The 16,926-nt window shown below is 54.8% G+C and carries 15 protein-coding genes; 3 read left to right on the top strand and 12 right to left on the bottom strand.

Annotation, left to right across the window (positions count from 1 at the left end):
* Positions 1-263: 263 nt before the first annotated feature.
* The 7 genes from FJM65_RS04425 to mfd all read right to left on the bottom strand — a co-directional run bounded on the left by FJM65_RS04425 (position 264) and on the right by mfd (position 8,788).
* Positions 264-1,037, bottom strand: coding sequence for an amidohydrolase (locus tag FJM65_RS04425; RefSeq protein ID WP_140619867.1), 774 nt, complete (start codon positions 1,035-1,037; stop codon positions 264-266).
* 68 nt (positions 1,038-1,105) lie between these two features.
* Positions 1,106-2,254, bottom strand: a complete 1,149-nt coding sequence (locus FJM65_RS04420; RefSeq protein ID WP_140619865.1) for a pyridoxal phosphate-dependent aminotransferase — start codon at positions 2,252-2,254, stop codon at positions 1,106-1,108.
* A gap of 59 nt (positions 2,255-2,313) precedes the next feature.
* Positions 2,314-2,892, bottom strand: coding sequence for a uracil-DNA glycosylase family protein (locus FJM65_RS04415; protein WP_140619863.1), 579 nt, complete (start codon positions 2,890-2,892; stop codon positions 2,314-2,316).
* A 118-nt stretch (positions 2,893-3,010) separates the two neighbouring features.
* Positions 3,011-3,427: a hypothetical protein gene (locus tag FJM65_RS04410; protein ID WP_140619861.1), complete on the bottom strand. Its 417-nt coding sequence runs from the start codon at positions 3,425-3,427 to the stop codon at positions 3,011-3,013.
* Between the two features lie 206 nt (positions 3,428-3,633).
* Entirely contained in the window at positions 3,634-4,452 is an 819-nt protein-coding gene (locus FJM65_RS04405; RefSeq protein ID WP_140619859.1) for a hypothetical protein, read from the bottom strand.
* A gap of 165 nt (positions 4,453-4,617) precedes the next feature.
* A complete protein-coding gene (locus FJM65_RS04400) occupies positions 4,618-5,025 on the bottom strand; it encodes a response regulator (protein ID WP_140619857.1) in 408 nt (135 codons plus the stop codon).
* 391 nt (positions 5,026-5,416) lie between these two features.
* Positions 5,417-8,788 (bottom strand): transcription-repair coupling factor, encoded by a 3,372-nt coding sequence (gene mfd / locus FJM65_RS04395; protein ID WP_140619855.1) that lies wholly within the window; start codon positions 8,786-8,788, stop codon positions 5,417-5,419.
* Positions 8,789-9,141: 353 nt separating this feature from the next.
* Between mfd and FJM65_RS04390 the strand changes: the two genes are divergently transcribed.
* Positions 9,142-9,549 (top strand): transposase, encoded by a 408-nt coding sequence (locus FJM65_RS04390; protein ID WP_219855951.1) that lies wholly within the window; start codon positions 9,142-9,144, stop codon positions 9,547-9,549.
* A gap of 73 nt (positions 9,550-9,622) precedes the next feature.
* Here the strand turns inward: FJM65_RS04390 and FJM65_RS04385 are convergent, their stop codons facing one another.
* Positions 9,623-10,090 (bottom strand): VOC family protein, encoded by a 468-nt coding sequence (locus tag FJM65_RS04385; RefSeq protein ID WP_239022818.1) that lies wholly within the window; start codon positions 10,088-10,090, stop codon positions 9,623-9,625.
* A gap of 209 nt (positions 10,091-10,299) precedes the next feature.
* Here FJM65_RS04385 and FJM65_RS04380 point away from each other — a divergent pair, with 209 nt between their 5' ends.
* A complete protein-coding gene (locus tag FJM65_RS04380) occupies positions 10,300-10,758 on the top strand; it encodes a YybH family protein (protein WP_140619851.1) in 459 nt (152 codons plus the stop codon).
* Between the two features lie 115 nt (positions 10,759-10,873).
* On the opposite strand, the gene FJM65_RS04375 is transcribed toward FJM65_RS04380, so the two are convergent.
* The 3 genes from FJM65_RS04375 to FJM65_RS04365 all read right to left on the bottom strand — a co-directional run bounded on the left by FJM65_RS04375 (position 10,874) and on the right by FJM65_RS04365 (position 14,312).
* Entirely contained in the window at positions 10,874-11,944 is a 1,071-nt protein-coding gene (locus FJM65_RS04375; protein WP_140619849.1) for a coiled-coil domain-containing protein, read from the bottom strand.
* Positions 11,945-12,015: 71 nt separating this feature from the next.
* A complete protein-coding gene (locus tag FJM65_RS04370) occupies positions 12,016-12,642 on the bottom strand; it encodes a hypothetical protein (RefSeq protein WP_140619847.1) in 627 nt (208 codons plus the stop codon).
* Positions 12,643-12,902: 260 nt separating this feature from the next.
* Positions 12,903-14,312 (bottom strand): mechanosensitive ion channel family protein, encoded by a 1,410-nt coding sequence (locus FJM65_RS04365; RefSeq protein ID WP_140619845.1) that lies wholly within the window; start codon positions 14,310-14,312, stop codon positions 12,903-12,905.
* 228 nt (positions 14,313-14,540) lie between these two features.
* On the opposite strand from FJM65_RS04365, the gene FJM65_RS04360 reads away from it, so the two are divergent.
* Positions 14,541-15,056 carry a DUF2911 domain-containing protein gene (locus tag FJM65_RS04360; protein ID WP_140619843.1) on the top strand — a complete coding sequence of 172 codons (516 nt, stop codon included), beginning with the start codon at positions 14,541-14,543 and terminating at the stop codon, positions 15,054-15,056.
* Positions 15,057-15,964: 908 nt separating this feature from the next.
* On the opposite strand, the gene FJM65_RS04355 is transcribed toward FJM65_RS04360, so the two are convergent.
* Entirely contained in the window at positions 15,965-16,888 is a 924-nt protein-coding gene (locus tag FJM65_RS04355; RefSeq protein WP_140619841.1) for a glutamate--tRNA ligase family protein, read from the bottom strand.
* Positions 16,889-16,926: the final 38 nt, after the last annotated feature.

Below are 16,926 nucleotides of genomic sequence, written 5' to 3'. Positions count from 1 at the left end.
GGAACAAGTATAATTCCCCTCCTTAGACAAGGAGGGGCAGGGGTGGTTGGACAGGGCTGGGGTGAGGTTAATTCCCCTCCTCTGGACTACCGAGAACGGGAGTTCGAAGGTAGCGAGCGTAGCTCTAAGGGGTGAGTTCATACTTTTGCAGAAATTTCCCCGCCTTAAACAATTCGCAGATCCCGCACTTGTTTCGGGAGAGAGCCAGGGGTGGTTTGACCCCGGCACCGCAAGCCACTTGCGCTAGGGGCCAACAAATCTTATCACTCTAAACTAAACCTGTCAGCATCCAGGTGCGCCGGGAAAGCCTCTTTGAAATCCTCCAGCTCCTTTTTACTTAGGGTTAACGTATGAATGCCTTCCACCTCGGCTGTTTCCAGTAGGGGGTAGCCTTTGGGGTGGATGATAGCCGAATCGCCGGAGTAGGGATAGCCGTTGCCGTCGGTGCCGACGCGGTTTACCCCCACTACATAGGCCAGGTTCTCGATGGCGCGGGCCTGCAGCAGCGTGCTCCAGGGCTGGCGGCGCACTTTGGGCCAGTTAGCCACATACAGCAGCAGGTCGTAGGCGTTGTCGGTGTTGCGGCTCCAAACCGGGAAGCGCAGGTCGTAGCATACCAGTGGGCATACTTTCCAGCCGTTCAACTCCACCACCAGCCGCTCTTTGCCGGCAGTATACGCATGGTGCTCCTTGGCCATCCGGAACAGGTGCTTTTTATCATAGCTGGCGTAGCTGCCGTCGGGGCGCACCCAGTACAGGCGGTTAAAGTATTGCGTGCCCACCCGCACCATCACGCTGCCCGTTAGCACCGCCGCGTGGCGCTGCGCCTCCTGTTGCATCCAGTGCAGCGTATCAGTCTCGGCTTGCTCCGCTACTTCTGTGGCGTTCATGCTAAACCCGGTGGTAAACATCTCGGGCAGCACGATCAGGTCGGTTTGTGGGGCAGCAGCGGCCAACTTCTCCGAAAACATACTTCTGTTTGCCGCCGGGTCCTGCCAGTGCAGCTCCGTTTGTACTATGCTAACGCGTAGGTCCATTATCGTAATTTGAGCAAATTAGAAATGAAAAGCAATAAGTTAATAATTAACCAATCAAGCAATAAAGCTTACAATTTAGCCAGCTTCTCTGCGGCTGTCCTTAATGTCTCCTCGCTTTTGGCAAAGCAGAAACGCAGGTACTTATGATCGGTTTTGTCATGGTAGAATGCCGACACCGGTATGGCGGCCACGCCTGTGCCGGTGGTCAGGCGCTTGGCAAACTCCAGGTCATAAGCGTCGGTGATGCCGCTATACTTTGCCAGCTGAAAATAGGTGCCCGCCGAAGGAACCGCCTCGAACCGTGTTTGCCGCAGCAGCTCCACAAAAAGGTCGCGTTTAGCCTGGTAGAAGTCCGGTAGCTGCAGGTAGTGTTGCGCTTCCTCTATAAAATCGGCGATAGCCAGCTGAAAGGGAGTAGCGGTGCAGAATGTGGTAAACTGGTGCACCCTGCGTAGCTCAGCGGTTAGCCGGGGCGGAGCAATGGCATAGCCTACCTTCCAGCCGGTGGTATGGTACGTTTTCCCGAACGACGATACGACAAAACTACGCTCGCGCAGCTGCGGGTGCTGCAACGCGCTGTAATGCTGCTGCCCGTCAAACACCATGTGCTCATACACTTCATCGCTTAGCACCAGTATATCGCTGCCGCTGGTTAGGCTGGCCAGCATGTCCATATCCTGCTTTGCTATAACGGCGCCGGTGGGGTTATGCGGTGTGTTGATGATGACCATGCGGGTGCGGGAGGAGATGCGCTTCTTTACCTGGTCCCAGTCCACGGAGAAGTTTGGCAAGGCCAGCGGCACGTAGATGGGGGAGCCGCCGCACAGCCGGATAACCGGTGCGTAACTGTCGTAGCATGGCTCCAGCAACACTACTTCATCGCCTGGCTTTACTACCGCCGTGATGGCCGCGTTCAGGGCCTCCGTGGCACCAGAGGTAACAGTTATTTCCGTGTCGGGGTCAGGCTGATAGCCATACATTCGCTCCGTTTTCTGGCCGATCTGGTGGCGCAGCTGCGGCATGCCGGCCATCGGCGCATATTGGTTAAAGCCCTCGCGCATATACTTCGTCACCAGGTCCATCAGCGGCTTGGGGCAATTAAAGTCCGGGAAGCCCTGCGAGAGGTTTATCGCTTTATGCTCGTTGGCCAGTGCCGACATTACCGTAAAAATGCTGGTGCCTACATCAGGCAGTTTGCTTGTGGGGTAGTTTATCATACCGTAGGCTGGCTTTGGGTGTACACAGCGCGCTGTGGCAGTTAAATGTACGCATATTTCTAGAGAATACGGTGCACCAGCTGCTGCACATAAGGTATAGCATCAGCCTCGAACCAAGGGTTGCGGCGCAGCCAGAACTGGTTGCGTGGCGAAGGGTGCGGCATGGGCATATACGTTGGCAGATACTCGTGCCAATTGGCTACTGTTTCGGTGAGGGTTGGCCTTGCCTGGCTACCCAGGAAATAGTCCTGGGCATACTTGCCGATGAGCAGCGTGAGCTGAATGTCGGGCAGGAGGGCGAGCAGCTGCTGGTGCCAGTGCCGGGCACACTCAGGGCGGGGCGGCAAGTCGCCGGATTTGCCTTTGCCGGGGTAGCAGAAGCCCATGGGAATGATGGCGACCTGGGAGGCGTCGTAAAACACCTCTGGCTCCAGCCGCAGCCACTGCCGCAGGCGCTTGCCGCTCTGGTCATCCCAGGGAATGCCGCTGGCGTGTACTTTGGTGCCCGGTGCCTGGCCTACTACCAATAACTTCGCTGTGCTTGCGGCGGCCAGCACGGGGCGTGGCCCCAACGGTAAACTATCTTCGCAGATGCGGCAGGCGCGCACCTGCTGCAGTAAACTCTCCAGTTGCTTCATCCCCACAAAATTACAAAAGTATAAACTTAGGCAAAAAGAAGGGCAGGCAGTGCAAGTATGGTATAAAAAGCGAAAGCCGGCTATACCGGCTTTTGTCATCTTTTCTGGTGTGTTCGGGCTAATCCTCGTAGTCTTGCCAGAAGCCATCGTAATGGCGGGTTTGCCTGCGGTTTGGATGTGGCATGAGCGGGTCTTCGAACCAACGGTCTTCCACGCGCTGGTTGCTGGGGTCGAAGTGTACGTCGCGCTGGCGCCAAATAGGGTGTGGCGGATACTGCTCTTCCATGCGGCGGAAATGCTCTGGGTGCGGCTGGTGGTGGCGCTGCTGCTCGGGTAGCCACTCTTCGCGGTGGAAGCGGCGGTCTGGCCTCATGCGCTCCTCCTCTGGCTGCCACTCCGGGTGGCCTGGGTAAATGGCCGGTACGGGCTCCCCCCAGCGGCTTCTGAAATCATGGAAGTGCTCCGGGCGCGGCGGGCGCGGCGGATGGTGCTCCCGGTGGTGCGGGTGTCTTGGGTCTTGCTCTTCGTGCTGCATGCTTGTTTCTCTTAAATGGTAAAAAAATGACCTGACAAACCACAGGTAATTTCAGTGTACGCTGTGATAGTCAGGAGGTTCCTTTTTAAGATAAGCATAATTTGGGAGAAATAAAAACAGGAGGGCCGGCTCAGCGCCAGCTCTCCTGCTCATTAACCAAATTAATCTACTTCCAAATCTACCTAATCAGGTATGCTTATACGGCCCTAGCGGCGGTACCGTTGGTCCCTGTCTATATCGTTATAGTAGTTGTCGTTGCCGGAGTCGGTTTCATCGGCCCAACGAGGCCCGCTCTCGTAGCCCCTGCTGTAGTAGCGGTCGCGGTAAGGCTCTGAGCCATAGCGCTTATGCGAGTCCACGCGGTCTGCGGGGCTGGGCTGGTGCTGGTGGCGCGGCTGGTAACGCGGGTCGTCCGAGTGCCAGATGTCATTCCAGGTGTCTTTTACCCGGTCCATAAAGCCGCGGTGCTCGCGTGGGTAAGGAGCTGTCTCGTCGCTGTCGGGGGTATAACGGCCCTCGCGGTACCAGTTGTGCGAGCCACTGCCGTAGCGGAAGTCATCGTCTTTGTAGCGGCTGCGGGTGCCGGGCCCCTCGCGCCAAGGCTCGTTGCGGCGTTCGTTCATGTCGCTGCGGTTGCTTTGCAAAGGTGCGCCGGGTGCTTCAGGGCGTTGCATGTAGTGGCCGCTGCGGTTGCCGTGGTTCAGGTAGTGCCCCTCTTCGCGGTAGGCGCTGCCGGGCTTGCTGCCGTAGTGGTCGGCTAAATGCGCGTTGCGCTCGCGGGCGTAGGTCGAGTGCTGGTCGTGCTGGTAGCTTTCGCCATACTTATGCTCTGGCTTGTCCTGGGCACCGCGCGGGTTTGGGCCGGTATGGAAGTAGTTTCCCTCACCCCACTGGCGGGTATCCTGGCCGCGGTAGCCGTAGCGCTGGGTATGCTGCTGCCCCTGCTGTTGCTGGTCTTTCTTATACAGGTCACGCCCGATCTCGTGGTTCTCGTTATTGTCCGGTGTCATTGGGTTGTTTGCCATAGCTGTATCTTTATTTAGATGTTTCACAATGTATTAGCCCACAAACTGTGGTACTTAGTTTACGGTAATGCTATGGCTATAGTTAACGGGCCGCATCGGCCATAAAAAAGCAGCGGCCCCCTTAGCTAGTAAGGGAGCCGCTGCCGTAGCCGGTTTAGCAACAGGTTAAAAGTACTCCTGCAAAATTTCGCGCACGTCGGCCTCCGCCAAGGGCTTGGAGTAATGCTTGCGCACATCCGGGAAAGCCTTGAGTTTCTCCAGGTCGTAGAAACTGGCCGAAGAGGTTAGCATCAGGAGCACGGTTTCGCCTTTCTGCTCTTCCGAGAACTTCTGGTACTCTTCCAAAAACTCAAACCCATCCATTACCGACATTTTGATGTCTACAAAAATAAGGTCGGGGCGAGGGTAGCCTTCCACACCGGCGAAGGCATGCTCCAGGTAGTCCAGCGCTTCTTCGCCATTCATCACTACCCTGATGTCGGGGGCTGCCTGCAGGCGGGCCAGCAAGCGGTGGTTCAGGTAGTTGGTTGTCTCGTCATCGTCTATCAGTAGAATCGTGTTCAGCTCTTTCATGGTGGCCACCTCGTGTAGGAATCTTTGGTCTGTTACTTAAAGTAGATAAGGGAAACTTTGTTCAAAGGTATTTGCGGCACTGCCGCAGAAAGTGGTGCTCCCGCAGGGTATAACGCCTCAAGTCGCACTTTTATTTAACCCATACGCACCTATGTGCACTGGGGATCGGTGAAGTATACACTGTCCAAGATAGTTTATATTTCTGGAAAGGCAAAACATCCCTCCATACAAGGCTATACGAAAATTTGCTGGTTTGAAGATAGACCGATGTTTAAAAGATTATACTTTGCCGCCGCACCAACAGCTACCGTCCCTGAAGCCAGCTATTTATGAGGATGCCCTGCCAAAGTATGACAGGGCATCTTAAACAGATTCATACTTCGGGTTTACTTTAGGCTGAGACCAGCGCTTTCACGCCAAGCCCCTCAAAAACTTCCTTGGCATCTTCTATACTTTGGATGTCCTCCACGATCACGATCAGCTTGTCCTTGGCTTCTTTCAGGCGCGAGCGGCGCGGGTGCTGCTGCACATACTTTAGGATGTTGCCGAAGGTATCAGACTGGAAATACTTGTCGTTGTTCTCGCTGGGCAGGTAGCCTTTCATTACTTCCTTCTTAATAGTGAGCTTCTCGAAGCCCAGCTGCTGCGCCTGCCAGCGTAGTTTCACGATCTCCACCAGCTGCTGCACCTGCTCCGGCATCGGCCCGAAACGGTCGGTTATACTTGCCGTGAGTTTCTCCAGCTCTTCCATACTTTTCACGCTGTCGAGTTTGCTGTAGAGGTTCAGGCGCTCCGAAATGTTGCTCACATAACTCTCCGGTATCAGCACCTCCATGTCGGTTTCGATGTTGCACTCCCGCACCGGCTCTACGAACTCGGCCAGGTTATCGCCCAGGAACAACTCCCGGAATTCAGTTTCTTTCAGCTCCTTGATAGCATCGTCGAGCACCTGGTGGTACATCTCAAAGCCCAGGTCGGTGATGAAGCCGCTCTGCTCGCCGCCCAACAGGTTGCCGGCCCCGCGGATGTCCAGGTCTCGCATCGCGATCTTAAAGCCTTCGCCCAGGTCGGAGAATTCTTCCAGGGTGCTCAACCGTTTGCGGGCGTCGCTTGGCAAACCGGCCACAGGTGGCGTAAGCAGGTAGCAATAAGCCTTTTTGTTGGATCTACCCACGCGCCCGCGCATCTGGTGCAGGTCCGAGAGGCCGAACATGTGTGCGCGGTTGATGATGATGGTGTTTGCGTTCTCGATGTCCAGGCCCGACTCGATGATGTTGGTACTTACCAGCACATCATACTCGCCGTTCACGAACTTCATCATGCGTTTTTCCAGCTTCTCCGGCTCCATCTGCCCGTGGGCGTAGGTTACCTTGGCGTCGGGCACATGGCGCAGGATCATGTCGGCAATCTCCTCTATGTCCTTGATGCGGTTGTGCACAAAGAAAACCTGCCCGCCGCGCTTCATCTCGCTTACCACGGCATCGCGTATCAGCCCCTCATCAAACACGTGCAGCTCGGTTTTTACCGGCTGGCGGTTGGGCGGCGGCGTGGCAATCACGCTCAGGTCGCGGGCGCCCATCAGCGAGAAGTGCAGCGTGCGCGGAATCGGCGTGGCGGTCAGCGTGAGGGTATCCACGTTCACCCTCATCTCCTTAAGTTTGTCCTTCGTCTTTACGCCAAATTTCTGTTCTTCGTCAATCACCAGCAGGCCCAGGTCTTTGAACTTCACGTCCTTGCTCACAATGCGGTGCGTACCGATGAGGATATCCACCTTACCTTCAGCCACACGTTTCAGCGTTTCCTTCGTGTCCTTGGCGGTTTTAAAGCGGTTGATGTAGTCTACGGTTATCGGGAACTGCTCCAGTCGGTCGCGGAAGGTGCGGAAGTGCTGCATGGCCAGGATGGTGGTGGGCACCAGCACGGCCACCTGTTTTCCGTCGCAAGCCGCTTTAAAGGCGGCACGAATGGCGATCTCTGTTTTACCAAAGCCCACATCGCCGCACACCAGGCGGTCCATCGGGTGCGGTTGCTCCATGTCGGCTTTCACGTCCTCAGTAGATTTCGCCTGGTCCGGGGTGTCCTCATAGATAAACGACGACTCCAGCTCGGCCTGCAAAAAGCCATCCTTGGAGAAAGCATAGCCCGGTGCGGCCTTGCGCTTGGCGTAAAGAGATATCAGCTCATGGGCAATGTCTTTTACCTTACTCTTTACCTTCTTCTTCCTGTTCTCCCACTCCGGCGAGCCCAGCTTGCTCATACTTGGCGGACCGCCCTCTTTGCCGCTATACTTGCTGATCTTGTGCAGCGAGTGGATGCTGACGTACAGCAAATCGTCGTCGCGGTATACCAGTCGGATAGCCTCCTGCAAACGTCCGCCCACTTCTACCTTCTCCAGGCCGGCAAAGCGGCCGATGCCGTAGTCTACGTGCGTAATGTAATCGCCGGGCTGCAGCGAGCGCAGCTCTTTCAGCGTCATGGCCTTGGTTTTGGAGTGCCCCTCCTTGGCCTTGTGCTGGTAAAAGCGGTCGAACAGCTGGTGGTCGGTGTAGCAGGTGATTTTAAGCGTTTGGTCGATGAAGCCCTCGCGCAGCGAAACCGGCAAATGCTGGAAGCGCACGTCGTGGTCCAGCTCATCGAAGATCATGGTGAGGCGGTTGATCTGGCGCGGCGAGTCTGTGGCGATCAGGTTTACAAAACCAGCGCCCTGGTGCTCGTGCAGGTCTTTTAACAGCCGGGTAAAATCTTTGTTAAAGGATGGCTGTGGCTTGGCCTGTAGCTGCAACACCTCTGCGAATTTGAAGTGAAAGCGCTTGCCGATCTCCACCACTGTAAAGTTATCCAGCAGCTTCTTGAACTGCTTCTGCGTCTGGAACAGCTGCTCCGGGTCCGACACGATCTGCGTGCCGCCGCTGCCGGCCATCATCTTCTCGAAGTTGTACGAAGCCTTGTCGAAATACTCGTCGATCACATCCAGCGTCAGGCGCACATCCTTAAACCAGATGTTGGTGTTTTTGGGCAGGAAGTCCAGGAAAGCCTCGCGGGTCTCCTGCAGCAGCTTCGTCTGCACGTTAGGTATGATGGAGATAGCCTTCTTCGTCTCCACCGACAGCTGCGTGTCCGGGTCGAAGGTTCTTATACTTTCAATCTCATCGCCGAAAAGCTCGATGCGGTACGGTAAGTCATTGGCATAGGAGAACACGTCGACGATGCCGCCGCGCACGGCGTACTGGCCTGCCTCGTACACAAACTCGGTGCGCTCAAAGCCATACTCGGCCAGCATCTCGCTCAGGAAACTTACGTCCAGCTTGGCACCTACTTTCGCGCCCAGCGTGTTCTCCACCAAAGATTTTTTGTTGATAACTTTCTCCGTCAGCGCCTCCGGGTAGGTTACGATCAGCTCACCTTTATCGGCTTTGCTGTTGAGACGGTTGAGCACCTCTGCCCGCATGAGGATGTTAGCGTTCTCGGTATCATCGAAGCTGTAGGGCCGCTTATAGGAAGTCGGGAAAAGCAGGATCTCCTTTTGGTCGCCGAGCAGGTTTTTGAGGTCGGTATAAAAATAAGCAGCCTCCTCTTTGTCGTGCATCACAAAGAGTTGGTGCTGCGGATTTAAAGTATAAACTGCCGACGCCATGACGGCGTCCAGGCTGCCTGCCATGCCCTTGAGCTGCAGGCGGTATGGCTCTTTGGCCTTGAGGCGTTCGGCAATGGTCTGCACCACGCTGTCGAGGCGGTACAGTTCTAAAAAATCAGTTACTTTCATTCAGGTCTATTACAAAACAGCAAAGGCAGAACACAGGACTTTTACCAAGTCGTGTTCTGCTATGTCTTCCTTACAAAGATACTACAAGTTAATGTCTTATCAGAACAGTGTGGAGGAGGAGAAGGTTGCGCAATTTTATCTGAATCAGGATGTACAGAATCAGGCTATACTTCATCAGCTGTTCTTGTTCCATCGCTCAGCCTTTCTCGCGGACAGGTCGCGACCTGTCCCTACAGAGGATTTCTGATTCAATCAGATGGAGATTGCTGCCGTATACTCATTTCATGAAATGGCCGGATCGGAAACGGAACAGGTTAAATGGGTTTGACTACAGCAGGGACGCGCTATACTTTATGACCTCCTGTGTAAAGGATAAAGCGTGTGTATTTGGTGAGGTGGTGAACGAAACAATGCAGCTAAATAAGTATGGCTGTATAGCAGAGCAGCAATGGACCTGGCTTAAGGAACAATATCCGTATGTGGTGCTTCATGCTTTTGTGGTAATGCCGAACCATGTGCATGGTATCCTGGAAATTGACCGTGATGCTGTAGGGACAGGTCGCGACCTGTCCGCGCTAGGACATGCAGCTGAAACAGAAACGCCTCTCTCCCTATCTCTCAAAAGCAAATCTCTGTCTCAACTAATAGGGGCCTACAAAACCACGACAACTAAACTAATAAGGGCAGCAGGTTTAACAGACTTCTCCTGGCAGCGCTCCTTCCACGATCACATTATCCGGAATGAAAGAGCTTATAATTAGATCAGAGATTATATTCTGAGCAATCCGGAGAAATGGCCTGAAGATGTATTCTATCAGTAAGTTTGTATAGCACCTACTTTCCCAGCCTGTCATTATTCACCTCGATCCAGTGCCCGTCCGGGTCCTGGAAGTAGATTTGCTTCACGCCGTCCACGCGCACGGTGGGGGCTTTGGCGGTGCCGGGCCAGTTGGTGTAAGCTACCTGGTGCTTGTCGAGGTTGGCGATGAAGTCCTCGATGGATGCCACGCTGAAGCAGAGGTGGTCGTTCTTATCGCGCGGAATGTTCTGGGCCGCTCCCTGTATGAGGTGCAGCTGACCGGCGTCTCCCAGAGAGAACCAGGTGTGAAGGCCGTCGTGGAAAGGCTCCGGGATTTGCTTTAGCTGGAGCACGTCTTCATAAAAGGCGGTACTCTGTCCCAGGTCGTGCACATACACAGCAATGTGGTTGAGCCGAAGCGTGATGGGGTTTGATTGCGCGCTCCCGGAGAAGCTGACCATACTTAGCAGGCAACAAAGACAGGCCGTAACAAACTGTTTCATACAAAGAGGAATAAGTTTATAAACTCGTTATGAGGAGCAAGCATGCCGGTGGCCGGAGTGGTCTTGCCTATGGGCATACTTTCCATGTTTTCTAAATTAAGGAAAAAAATAGAAGAGGCGATAGGGGACTGCCTAAATTCCTGTAAAGTATATCTGGAATTTTGCATATTTACACAGCGAAATTTATACTTCCAATTCCACTGCACAAAATGAAACTACTGAACACTATTAACTGCGCTATACTTGCGGCGGCGCTACTTGCAACCAGCTGCAACACCCCTGAAGCTCCTGTACAAGAAGAGCCAAAGGCAGATTTTACGCAGGTTATTCCCACATTGCAGGCGATTACAGCCGATTGGAATAAAGGTGATTTAGACGAGTTTATTACCGTTTATGACAGCGCGGCCACGTTTATGCTGCCGAAGGGGCCAATCGGGGTGAGCGAGATGAAAGGGTATTACCAGGAGGCTTTTACCGAGACCGGCACGCCTACCTCTACCTTAAGCTTCGACAGCCTGGAGATGCGGCCATTAGGCAACAGCCATGCGCTGGTAACCGGGCGTTATATCCTCACCAGCCAGGACTCGACGGAGCAAAGCGGCCGCTATACCCTGGTGCTGGAGCACTCCGACAGAGGCTGGAAAATACTGCACGACCACTCGAACTAATCCGTTTTATACTTTAATCAGGCCTCACAGCGTCTTGTTAGCTATAAAGCAGCGGCTATTCCTTCAGACGCTCAAAGATTTTGGAAACACTGTGAGGTCTTTTGAGCCGACTTTCTTACTTCAGCAGCACCCGGATCATCTGCGGATCATTCTGCAATGTGCGGAGGTTTTGCTTTAGCTGCTCCAGTTCCCGGTTCAGGTCTTCTCTGGCCGATTTAAACTTCTGGTCCATCTGCTTGGGAGTGCCGCCAAAGCGCGAGTAAAAACCTGCGTTAGGGCCGAATAAGAAATCCTGAAGCTCTGCCTTTAGCGCATCTACCTGGTCAGTCAGGATCTTGACGTAGTACTGCAGCTGCTCCTCGGGCAGTTGGTGCAGCGCCTGGCCCTGCTCCTGCATAAACTCCAGCTGCAGCCGCAGCAGCTCAAAAAAATCGTCGTGGCGGTAGGCCTGGGTTACCCGTTTCATGGCTTCTTCTTTCCAGGCACGTTTCGTTTCGTCCAGCTCCCTGTCGGGGTGCAGTTGCTTGGCTAGCTCGGTATACACGCGGCGGCTGGCCTTGCTGATGTTGCTGAGCTCGGCCTTTGCCTGGGCTTCTTTGGCTAGCTGCGCTTTTGTTTTGCGGCTTTTCTGGCGGTTCTGCTTCTCCTGCTCCCGTTGCGCCATCTCCCTGTCCAGATCAGCCTGTATGCGCTCGTAGTCATCCAGGCTCTCAAAATCATCTTCTGTTCCCGGCTCATCCTCCGCTATACTTTCATCCAGATCTGGCGCGTCTTCATCAGAATAAGTTGTTTTTTCTTTGTAAGTGGATTCCGCGTACCTGTCGTGCAGCTCGATCATGTCCCGTCGCTCATAGTTGGTTATCAGCTCAAAGGCGATATTCTCTATCAGGGCGGCCAGTTTTTCCTTTTCGCGGTAACTGAAAAGTGCCAGTGCGTAAGCTTCATCCAGCGTTCTTGCCAGCTCTACGCGCTTCTCCAGCTGTTGCTCTATAATAGGCCGCAACTCCTTTTCGATGCGTTTCTGAGCCAGGTTTATACTTTGGTGTTTAGCCGCAAGCTCCTGCTTCAGTTGGTCTATCAGCGCTGTCTTTTGGTTAAACTCCTGCTGCAGCTTGTTCAGCTCATGCTCGCCGGGAGAGGTGATTTGGGGCGTGATCTGGCGGGCAAGTTGATGGGATTGGGGCATTAGAGTATGGTGCAGTTAAACTTATGGATAGAAGCAAGGCGCTGTAGCTGGCAAGTTACTAATATCACTCCTTACTCCTGCGCATCGAAAGGTATAAAGCGGCCGTTTTGCAACACGTAGAGCGTGGTGCGGTTGTCTTGCAGCACCGAGATGCCGTCTGCTTTGAGGTTGGTGATTTTCTGCCGGCGCGGGTTGCGCACCAGCGAGTCTTGGGGGGCCAGTTTCAGCTGCAGGGAGCTGTAGCGGCGGCCGTTTAATTGCTGCGCCGGGTAAGTTGCCACCTTCACTTCCTGTGGCTTTTGGGTGTAATCCAGGAAGGCGAGAAGGTGGATAGAGTCGTTCTGCAGCACCTGCACCGCATAATCCGGGGTGCTGTTGCCGTTCAGGTTGCCGCGCAGGAATAGCGGGTTGTCTACCTGCAGGCGCTTGTTTGCCATCGCCTGATCGGTGAGCGTGGCTACTTCCGTTTCAGGCTGCCGCTGCTCCAGCAGGCTTACTAATGTGTCGGGTAGTGGCTGCAGAATGGTGCCCTCTTCGGCTGCCTGGGCTACACTGTCGATGGTGGCTTTGGTGCCGGTGTCTACCTGCTCTTCTATCAGGTCCTCATCGGCGGCGCGGTTATAGTTGCCGTCAGCGGAGTCGGAGCCGCAGGAGGCCAGGAAAAACAGGGCTGCAAGTATGATAAAGTATGTTTTCATAAGTGTCTGTTTTAAAGTATGATTTCATACCGCGCAGCCAGCGGGAAAGTTACAGTGAGCCACAACCATTACCTACGCCAGCCGCTTCTCGGAACTGCTCTTTAAAATAGTGCAGGCATGCCTGTTTTGCTGCAGGCGAGTATGATGGAGGCTAACCCCTGCAGCGTGCGCACCTGGCTTGTACCGGCAAGTATAAGCTAACATATAATCAGCCTACGAAGAGGCCTTGGGTTGTTCCAGAAGACTCAAACAGGTGAAGCCTAGGGGCTTTTAGCGCCCTGGTCTGAGAAGCCGCCGGCAGTTGGAACTCCTTCAGGGGTGATGAACTGCACTTGCTGCCGAGGGTATACCGGGATGATCTTGCCGCGGTATTCAGGTTTGGCCGTTTCTTTGGGCAGGCGCACCGATAGTTCGCTCTTCCATTTGCGGCGTTCGCGGGCTCCCACCAGGTAGCGGACGATGATGTTAGTCCAGGACTCCTCCAGTGAGATGAAGACCTGCGGCTTATCGGCGATGTTGTAATCCAGGCCGGCGCGTTTCAGAATGGCGGCATAGTTTCGGGCGGGCGCTACCATGTAGTTGCCAAGCAGCTCCTCGGCTACACCGCCTATCACCTCCACTGAGAGCGGAATGTCTGACTCGTTGGCCACGGCAAAAGCCAGCTCATCCCATACATAAGGAAAATCGCGCGTCAGGTTGATGACAGTGCCAGTCAGGATCTCGTTGTTGGGGAAGGTGACCAGGCGGCCGGTGGGCTGCTCGGCCTGCACGAAACCGGCTTGGTAGGGCGCCCCAATCTCCCACACGGTGGTGGTCAGAAAATCAATACGAAAAACATCCCCGAAAACATCGCCTACCCGCACCCGGTCGCCCACACGGTAATAGCCCTGGAAGGAGTTGAGGAGCCAGCCTGTAAAGCTCTCTATCGGCGTCTGCAGCGACCACGACAGCGCCAGGCCAATCAGGCCCAGTGAGCCTACCAGCGCCCGTATATCGCCGGCCACTACGCTAATGGCAATGCCTATGGCCAGCATCCATACCGCTATTGATAACAAGGAGATTATAGCATTGGAACGCTCCCAACGGCCCAGCGCCTTCTGAAGGAGCATCCGCAGCAACCGCACCGCACCCCAGGCCAGCAGCAAGGTGGCCAGCGCGATGAGCATTTTGGGCAGGTTATAGAAAAAACTGTCCCACATGCCCTGCAGCGCCCCGATGGCTTCGCCGGCCGCTTCCTTACCCGACAAGGCTGCAGTGGTGTCTTCTGCCGCTGCGTTTTGCGCTACGGAGTCTGTGGTGAGCAAGTCCTCCACGGCTACTTCCTCAATAATGGCCACGGTATCAACGGTATCCTGCCCGCTGCCCTGTGCCAGCCCTGCCTCGCCGGGCGCAAACAGCAGCATGATAAAGCCTGTAATGGCCACCGCCAGGATAGATGCCTGCTTAAAGTTCTTGAGCCTGTTCTTCGCGCCCTCTACCGCCGAGCCGCTTGTTGCTCTTCTCCTGAACCTGGTTTTGCGCCTGTTCCTAATGGTAGCCTGGGTGCGGCGGCCGGTGCCGTAGGTTTGTGCCGGCTCGGTGGTGTAGCGGGTTCGGCCGTACGTGTTTTTCAGGGGCTGCGTGTGCGAGTCTGCACCCGTGTTCCTGCTGTTGTAGGGGGATGATGGCATGGGCGTTTGTTTTTTGTGCTGTCGGGCTTCGGTTTATACTTTCTCTCCCTATACGGGAGAAAGCAACAGCAGAGGCCATGGCAGCGGTATAGAAGCCCGGGGTGCAGTGGCAGCTGCCTTGGCCTTGCGTTACTGTATATTTATACTTTCTGTTGATAATCAGAAATATACTTTATACCTGCGGTGGCTTTTTACGTATTCCTTCTTTGAACTTAAAGTATAAGGAGTATGAAAAAATCAAACTTTGTAAGCTTGTGCGTGATGTTATTCGGCATTCTGCTGTCGGTGGGAGCCTATGCCCAGGAAACAAAAGCCAGCCCTGCGGCCACCGCTACGGGTAAAATCGGCGAGGCAACCGTAACCGTTAACTACAGCAGCCCGGGTGTGAAAGGCCGCACGATTTGGGGCGAGCTGGTGCCTTACGGCGAAGTATGGCGTGCCGGGGCCAACGAGGCCACTACCGTTATGTTCGACAAGGATGTGCTGGTAGAGGGCGAGGCGCTGCCGGCGGGCACATACAGCTTCTACGCCATTCCCGGCGAAAAGGAGTGGACGGTAATCTTTAACAAGGTTACCAAGCAGTGGGGCACGGAGTATGACGAGAGCCAGGACGCCTTGCGGGTACAGGTTACGCCACGGGAATCTGCGCAGATGAACGAGCGGCTAAAGTATGAGGTAAAGGACGACGAACTTGTGCTGGGCTGGGAGAACCTGGAGGTTCCGATAAGTGTGCAGGCGCAGTAAGGGTTTTTCAAGCCTATAAGGAGCGGCAGTTGCAATAAAGCGGCTGCCGTTTTTTTATACTTTCATCATTACTTTTCTGGCCCAAGCGTCCGCTTGTGCCTTATAGGTTAGCCTCCGCTTGCGCGGGCTTGCAGCCAGTGTTTTTTATACTTTGGCGATACTTAATACTTACTTCTGTTTATACTTCTATAGCCACCGCTTTCTGCAATTTGAACCAGGCTATTCTTTATGGTTAACGTTCATCCTCAGTCTTACAAGCAAGCCTATCGTTTCACCTCATACTTTAGTGCCCTCCCAGGCCGGGAGGGCTCCCTGAAATGCTTCGGGGTAAACTCTCTCAGGCATCGCGCTGTCTACGTTTCCTTTGCTCCTGCGTCGCAATGCCTTCGTCACCGGAAATCTAGAAGGCGCTCTTGTCGAGGGCCCTTCCCCCACCCAAGGGCTGGGATCAGGTTCGATAGCCACTGCTGACGGAGCTTAAACAGAATTCCCCTCCTTGGACAAGGAGGGGCAGGGGTGGTTGGGCCCGGTACTGCAGGAGCGCGGACAAGGATGTCCGCAGCAGTTAAAGTTCCGGACTGGGAAGTCCGGAACAGCAGCGTGAGGCCGGAAAGATAGCCACGGCTAAGCTGTCATTTCGACCAGCGGGAGAAATCTAGGGCATAAATATGTGTTATACTCCCTCTCCTGTTTTGGGGTTAGGGGCCCTCGATAAAGGAGAGAGCTGGGGTGAGGTGAACTCCCCTCCTCTGGACTACCGAGAACGGGAGTTCGAAGGTAGCGAGCGTAGCTCTAAGGGGTGGGTTAATCGTCCGCAGAAATTCCCTCTTCTTAGCCAAGTCACGGGGCCGGGCTTGTTTCGGGAGGGGGTAGCGGTGGTTAGACCCAGTACTATAGCCAGACGCTGCCTACGTCCTCAACTCCTGCCGTCCATACTTCTGCAGCTCCTCCCGCCTGAACCTATCCAAAAAGCTTTGGGCATCTACGATGTTTGCCTCTTGCCAGGCCAGCATGCGTGCTAGAGTTTGCCAAAAGGCTTTGCTGCTGAGGCCGCTTTTGCGCATTTCGGTTAGCGAGAGCGAGTCGTGGGATTTGGAGAGCTTGCCGCCCTCGGGGTCTGCTACCAGCGGGTGGTGCACAAAATTTATACTTGTAAAGCCTTCTGCCTTGAGCAGCTGCGCCAGATACAGTTGCGCTGCCGTGGAACTTAGCAGGTCCTCGCCGCGCACAATGGTTTTAATACCCATTTCCAGGTCATCGGACAGCGAGGCGATCTGGTAGGCAGGGATGCCCTCTTTGCGGCGCACCACAAAATCCGGCATTTCTTCGGAAAGGTTTATCGTACACTTTTTCAGCAACTGGTCCTGAAAGGTGACTTGGGTGCCCGTGGGGATGCGGAGGCGCCAGGCGATGTCGGGCTGGTGCAGGGGCAGTTGTTCGTGGCGGCAGGTGTGCAGGTCGCAGGCGCTGGAGGGCAGGCTGGCCAACTGCTTGCGGGAGCAGGGGCAGGCGTAAACCACACCCTGCTCCACGAGCTGCTGCAGCAGCGCGTGGTAACGGGGCAGGCGCAGGTGCTGCGAGTATTGCTTTAGAAAGTCATCGGCATCGGCGGGCCCTTCATCATAATCCAAACCCATAAAGTGCAGCGTCTCGAAGATGTCGTGCAGGTACTCAGGCCGGAAGCGGGCATTGTCCAGGTCATCAATCCGAAGTATAACCGTGCCGTTCTGCTGCCTCGCCAGCGCCCACGTAATAGCAAACGAGAGCGCGTTGCCCAGGTGCAGATAGCCGCTGGGGGTAGGGGCGATGCGGGTTTTCAAGGGTGGCGTCATGGTTTAGACTCTTTGGCTGTAACTATGGCAGGGTGAGG

This window comes from Pontibacter mangrovi, from assembly GCF_006385705.1.
In the GTDB taxonomy this organism is placed as follows: domain Bacteria; phylum Bacteroidota; class Bacteroidia; order Cytophagales; family Hymenobacteraceae; genus Pontibacter; species Pontibacter mangrovi.
This window is presented reverse-complemented; position numbering and strand designations above follow the sequence as displayed.

Bases quoted from the DNA above. Each gene is read 5' to 3' on its own strand.
- FJM65_RS04390 (WP_219855951.1), top strand. From the start codon at position 9,142: ATGACCTCCTGTGTAAAGGATAAAGCGTGTGTATTTGGTGAGGTGGTG.
- FJM65_RS04355 (WP_140619841.1), bottom strand. From the start codon at position 16,888: ATGACGCCACCCTTGAAAACCCGCATCGCCCCTACCCCCAGCGGCTAT.
- FJM65_RS04400 (WP_140619857.1), bottom strand. From the start codon at position 5,025: ATGAAAGAGCTGAACACGATTCTACTGATAGACGATGACGAGACAACC.
- FJM65_RS04370 (WP_140619847.1), bottom strand. From the start codon at position 12,642: ATGAAAACATACTTTATCATACTTGCAGCCCTGTTTTTCCTGGCCTCC.
- FJM65_RS04380 (WP_140619851.1), top strand. From the start codon at position 10,300: ATGAAACTACTGAACACTATTAACTGCGCTATACTTGCGGCGGCGCTA.
- FJM65_RS04365 (WP_140619845.1), bottom strand. From the start codon at position 14,312: ATGCCATCATCCCCCTACAACAGCAGGAACACGGGTGCAGACTCGCAC.
- FJM65_RS04405 (WP_140619859.1), bottom strand. From the start codon at position 4,452: ATGGCAAACAACCCAATGACACCGGACAATAACGAGAACCACGAGATC.
- FJM65_RS04420 (WP_140619865.1), bottom strand. From the start codon at position 2,254: ATGATAAACTACCCCACAAGCAAACTGCCTGATGTAGGCACCAGCATT.
- FJM65_RS04385 (WP_239022818.1), bottom strand. From the start codon at position 10,090: ATGAAACAGTTTGTTACGGCCTGTCTTTGTTGCCTGCTAAGTATGGTC.
- FJM65_RS04360 (WP_140619843.1), top strand. From the start codon at position 14,541: ATGAAAAAATCAAACTTTGTAAGCTTGTGCGTGATGTTATTCGGCATT.
- FJM65_RS04415 (WP_140619863.1), bottom strand. From the start codon at position 2,892: ATGAAGCAACTGGAGAGTTTACTGCAGCAGGTGCGCGCCTGCCGCATC.
- mfd (WP_140619855.1), bottom strand. From the start codon at position 8,788: ATGAAAGTAACTGATTTTTTAGAACTGTACCGCCTCGACAGCGTGGTG.
- FJM65_RS04425 (WP_140619867.1), bottom strand. From the start codon at position 1,037: ATGGACCTACGCGTTAGCATAGTACAAACGGAGCTGCACTGGCAGGAC.
- FJM65_RS04410 (WP_140619861.1), bottom strand. From the start codon at position 3,427: ATGCAGCACGAAGAGCAAGACCCAAGACACCCGCACCACCGGGAGCAC.
- FJM65_RS04375 (WP_140619849.1), bottom strand. From the start codon at position 11,944: ATGCCCCAATCCCATCAACTTGCCCGCCAGATCACGCCCCAAATCACC.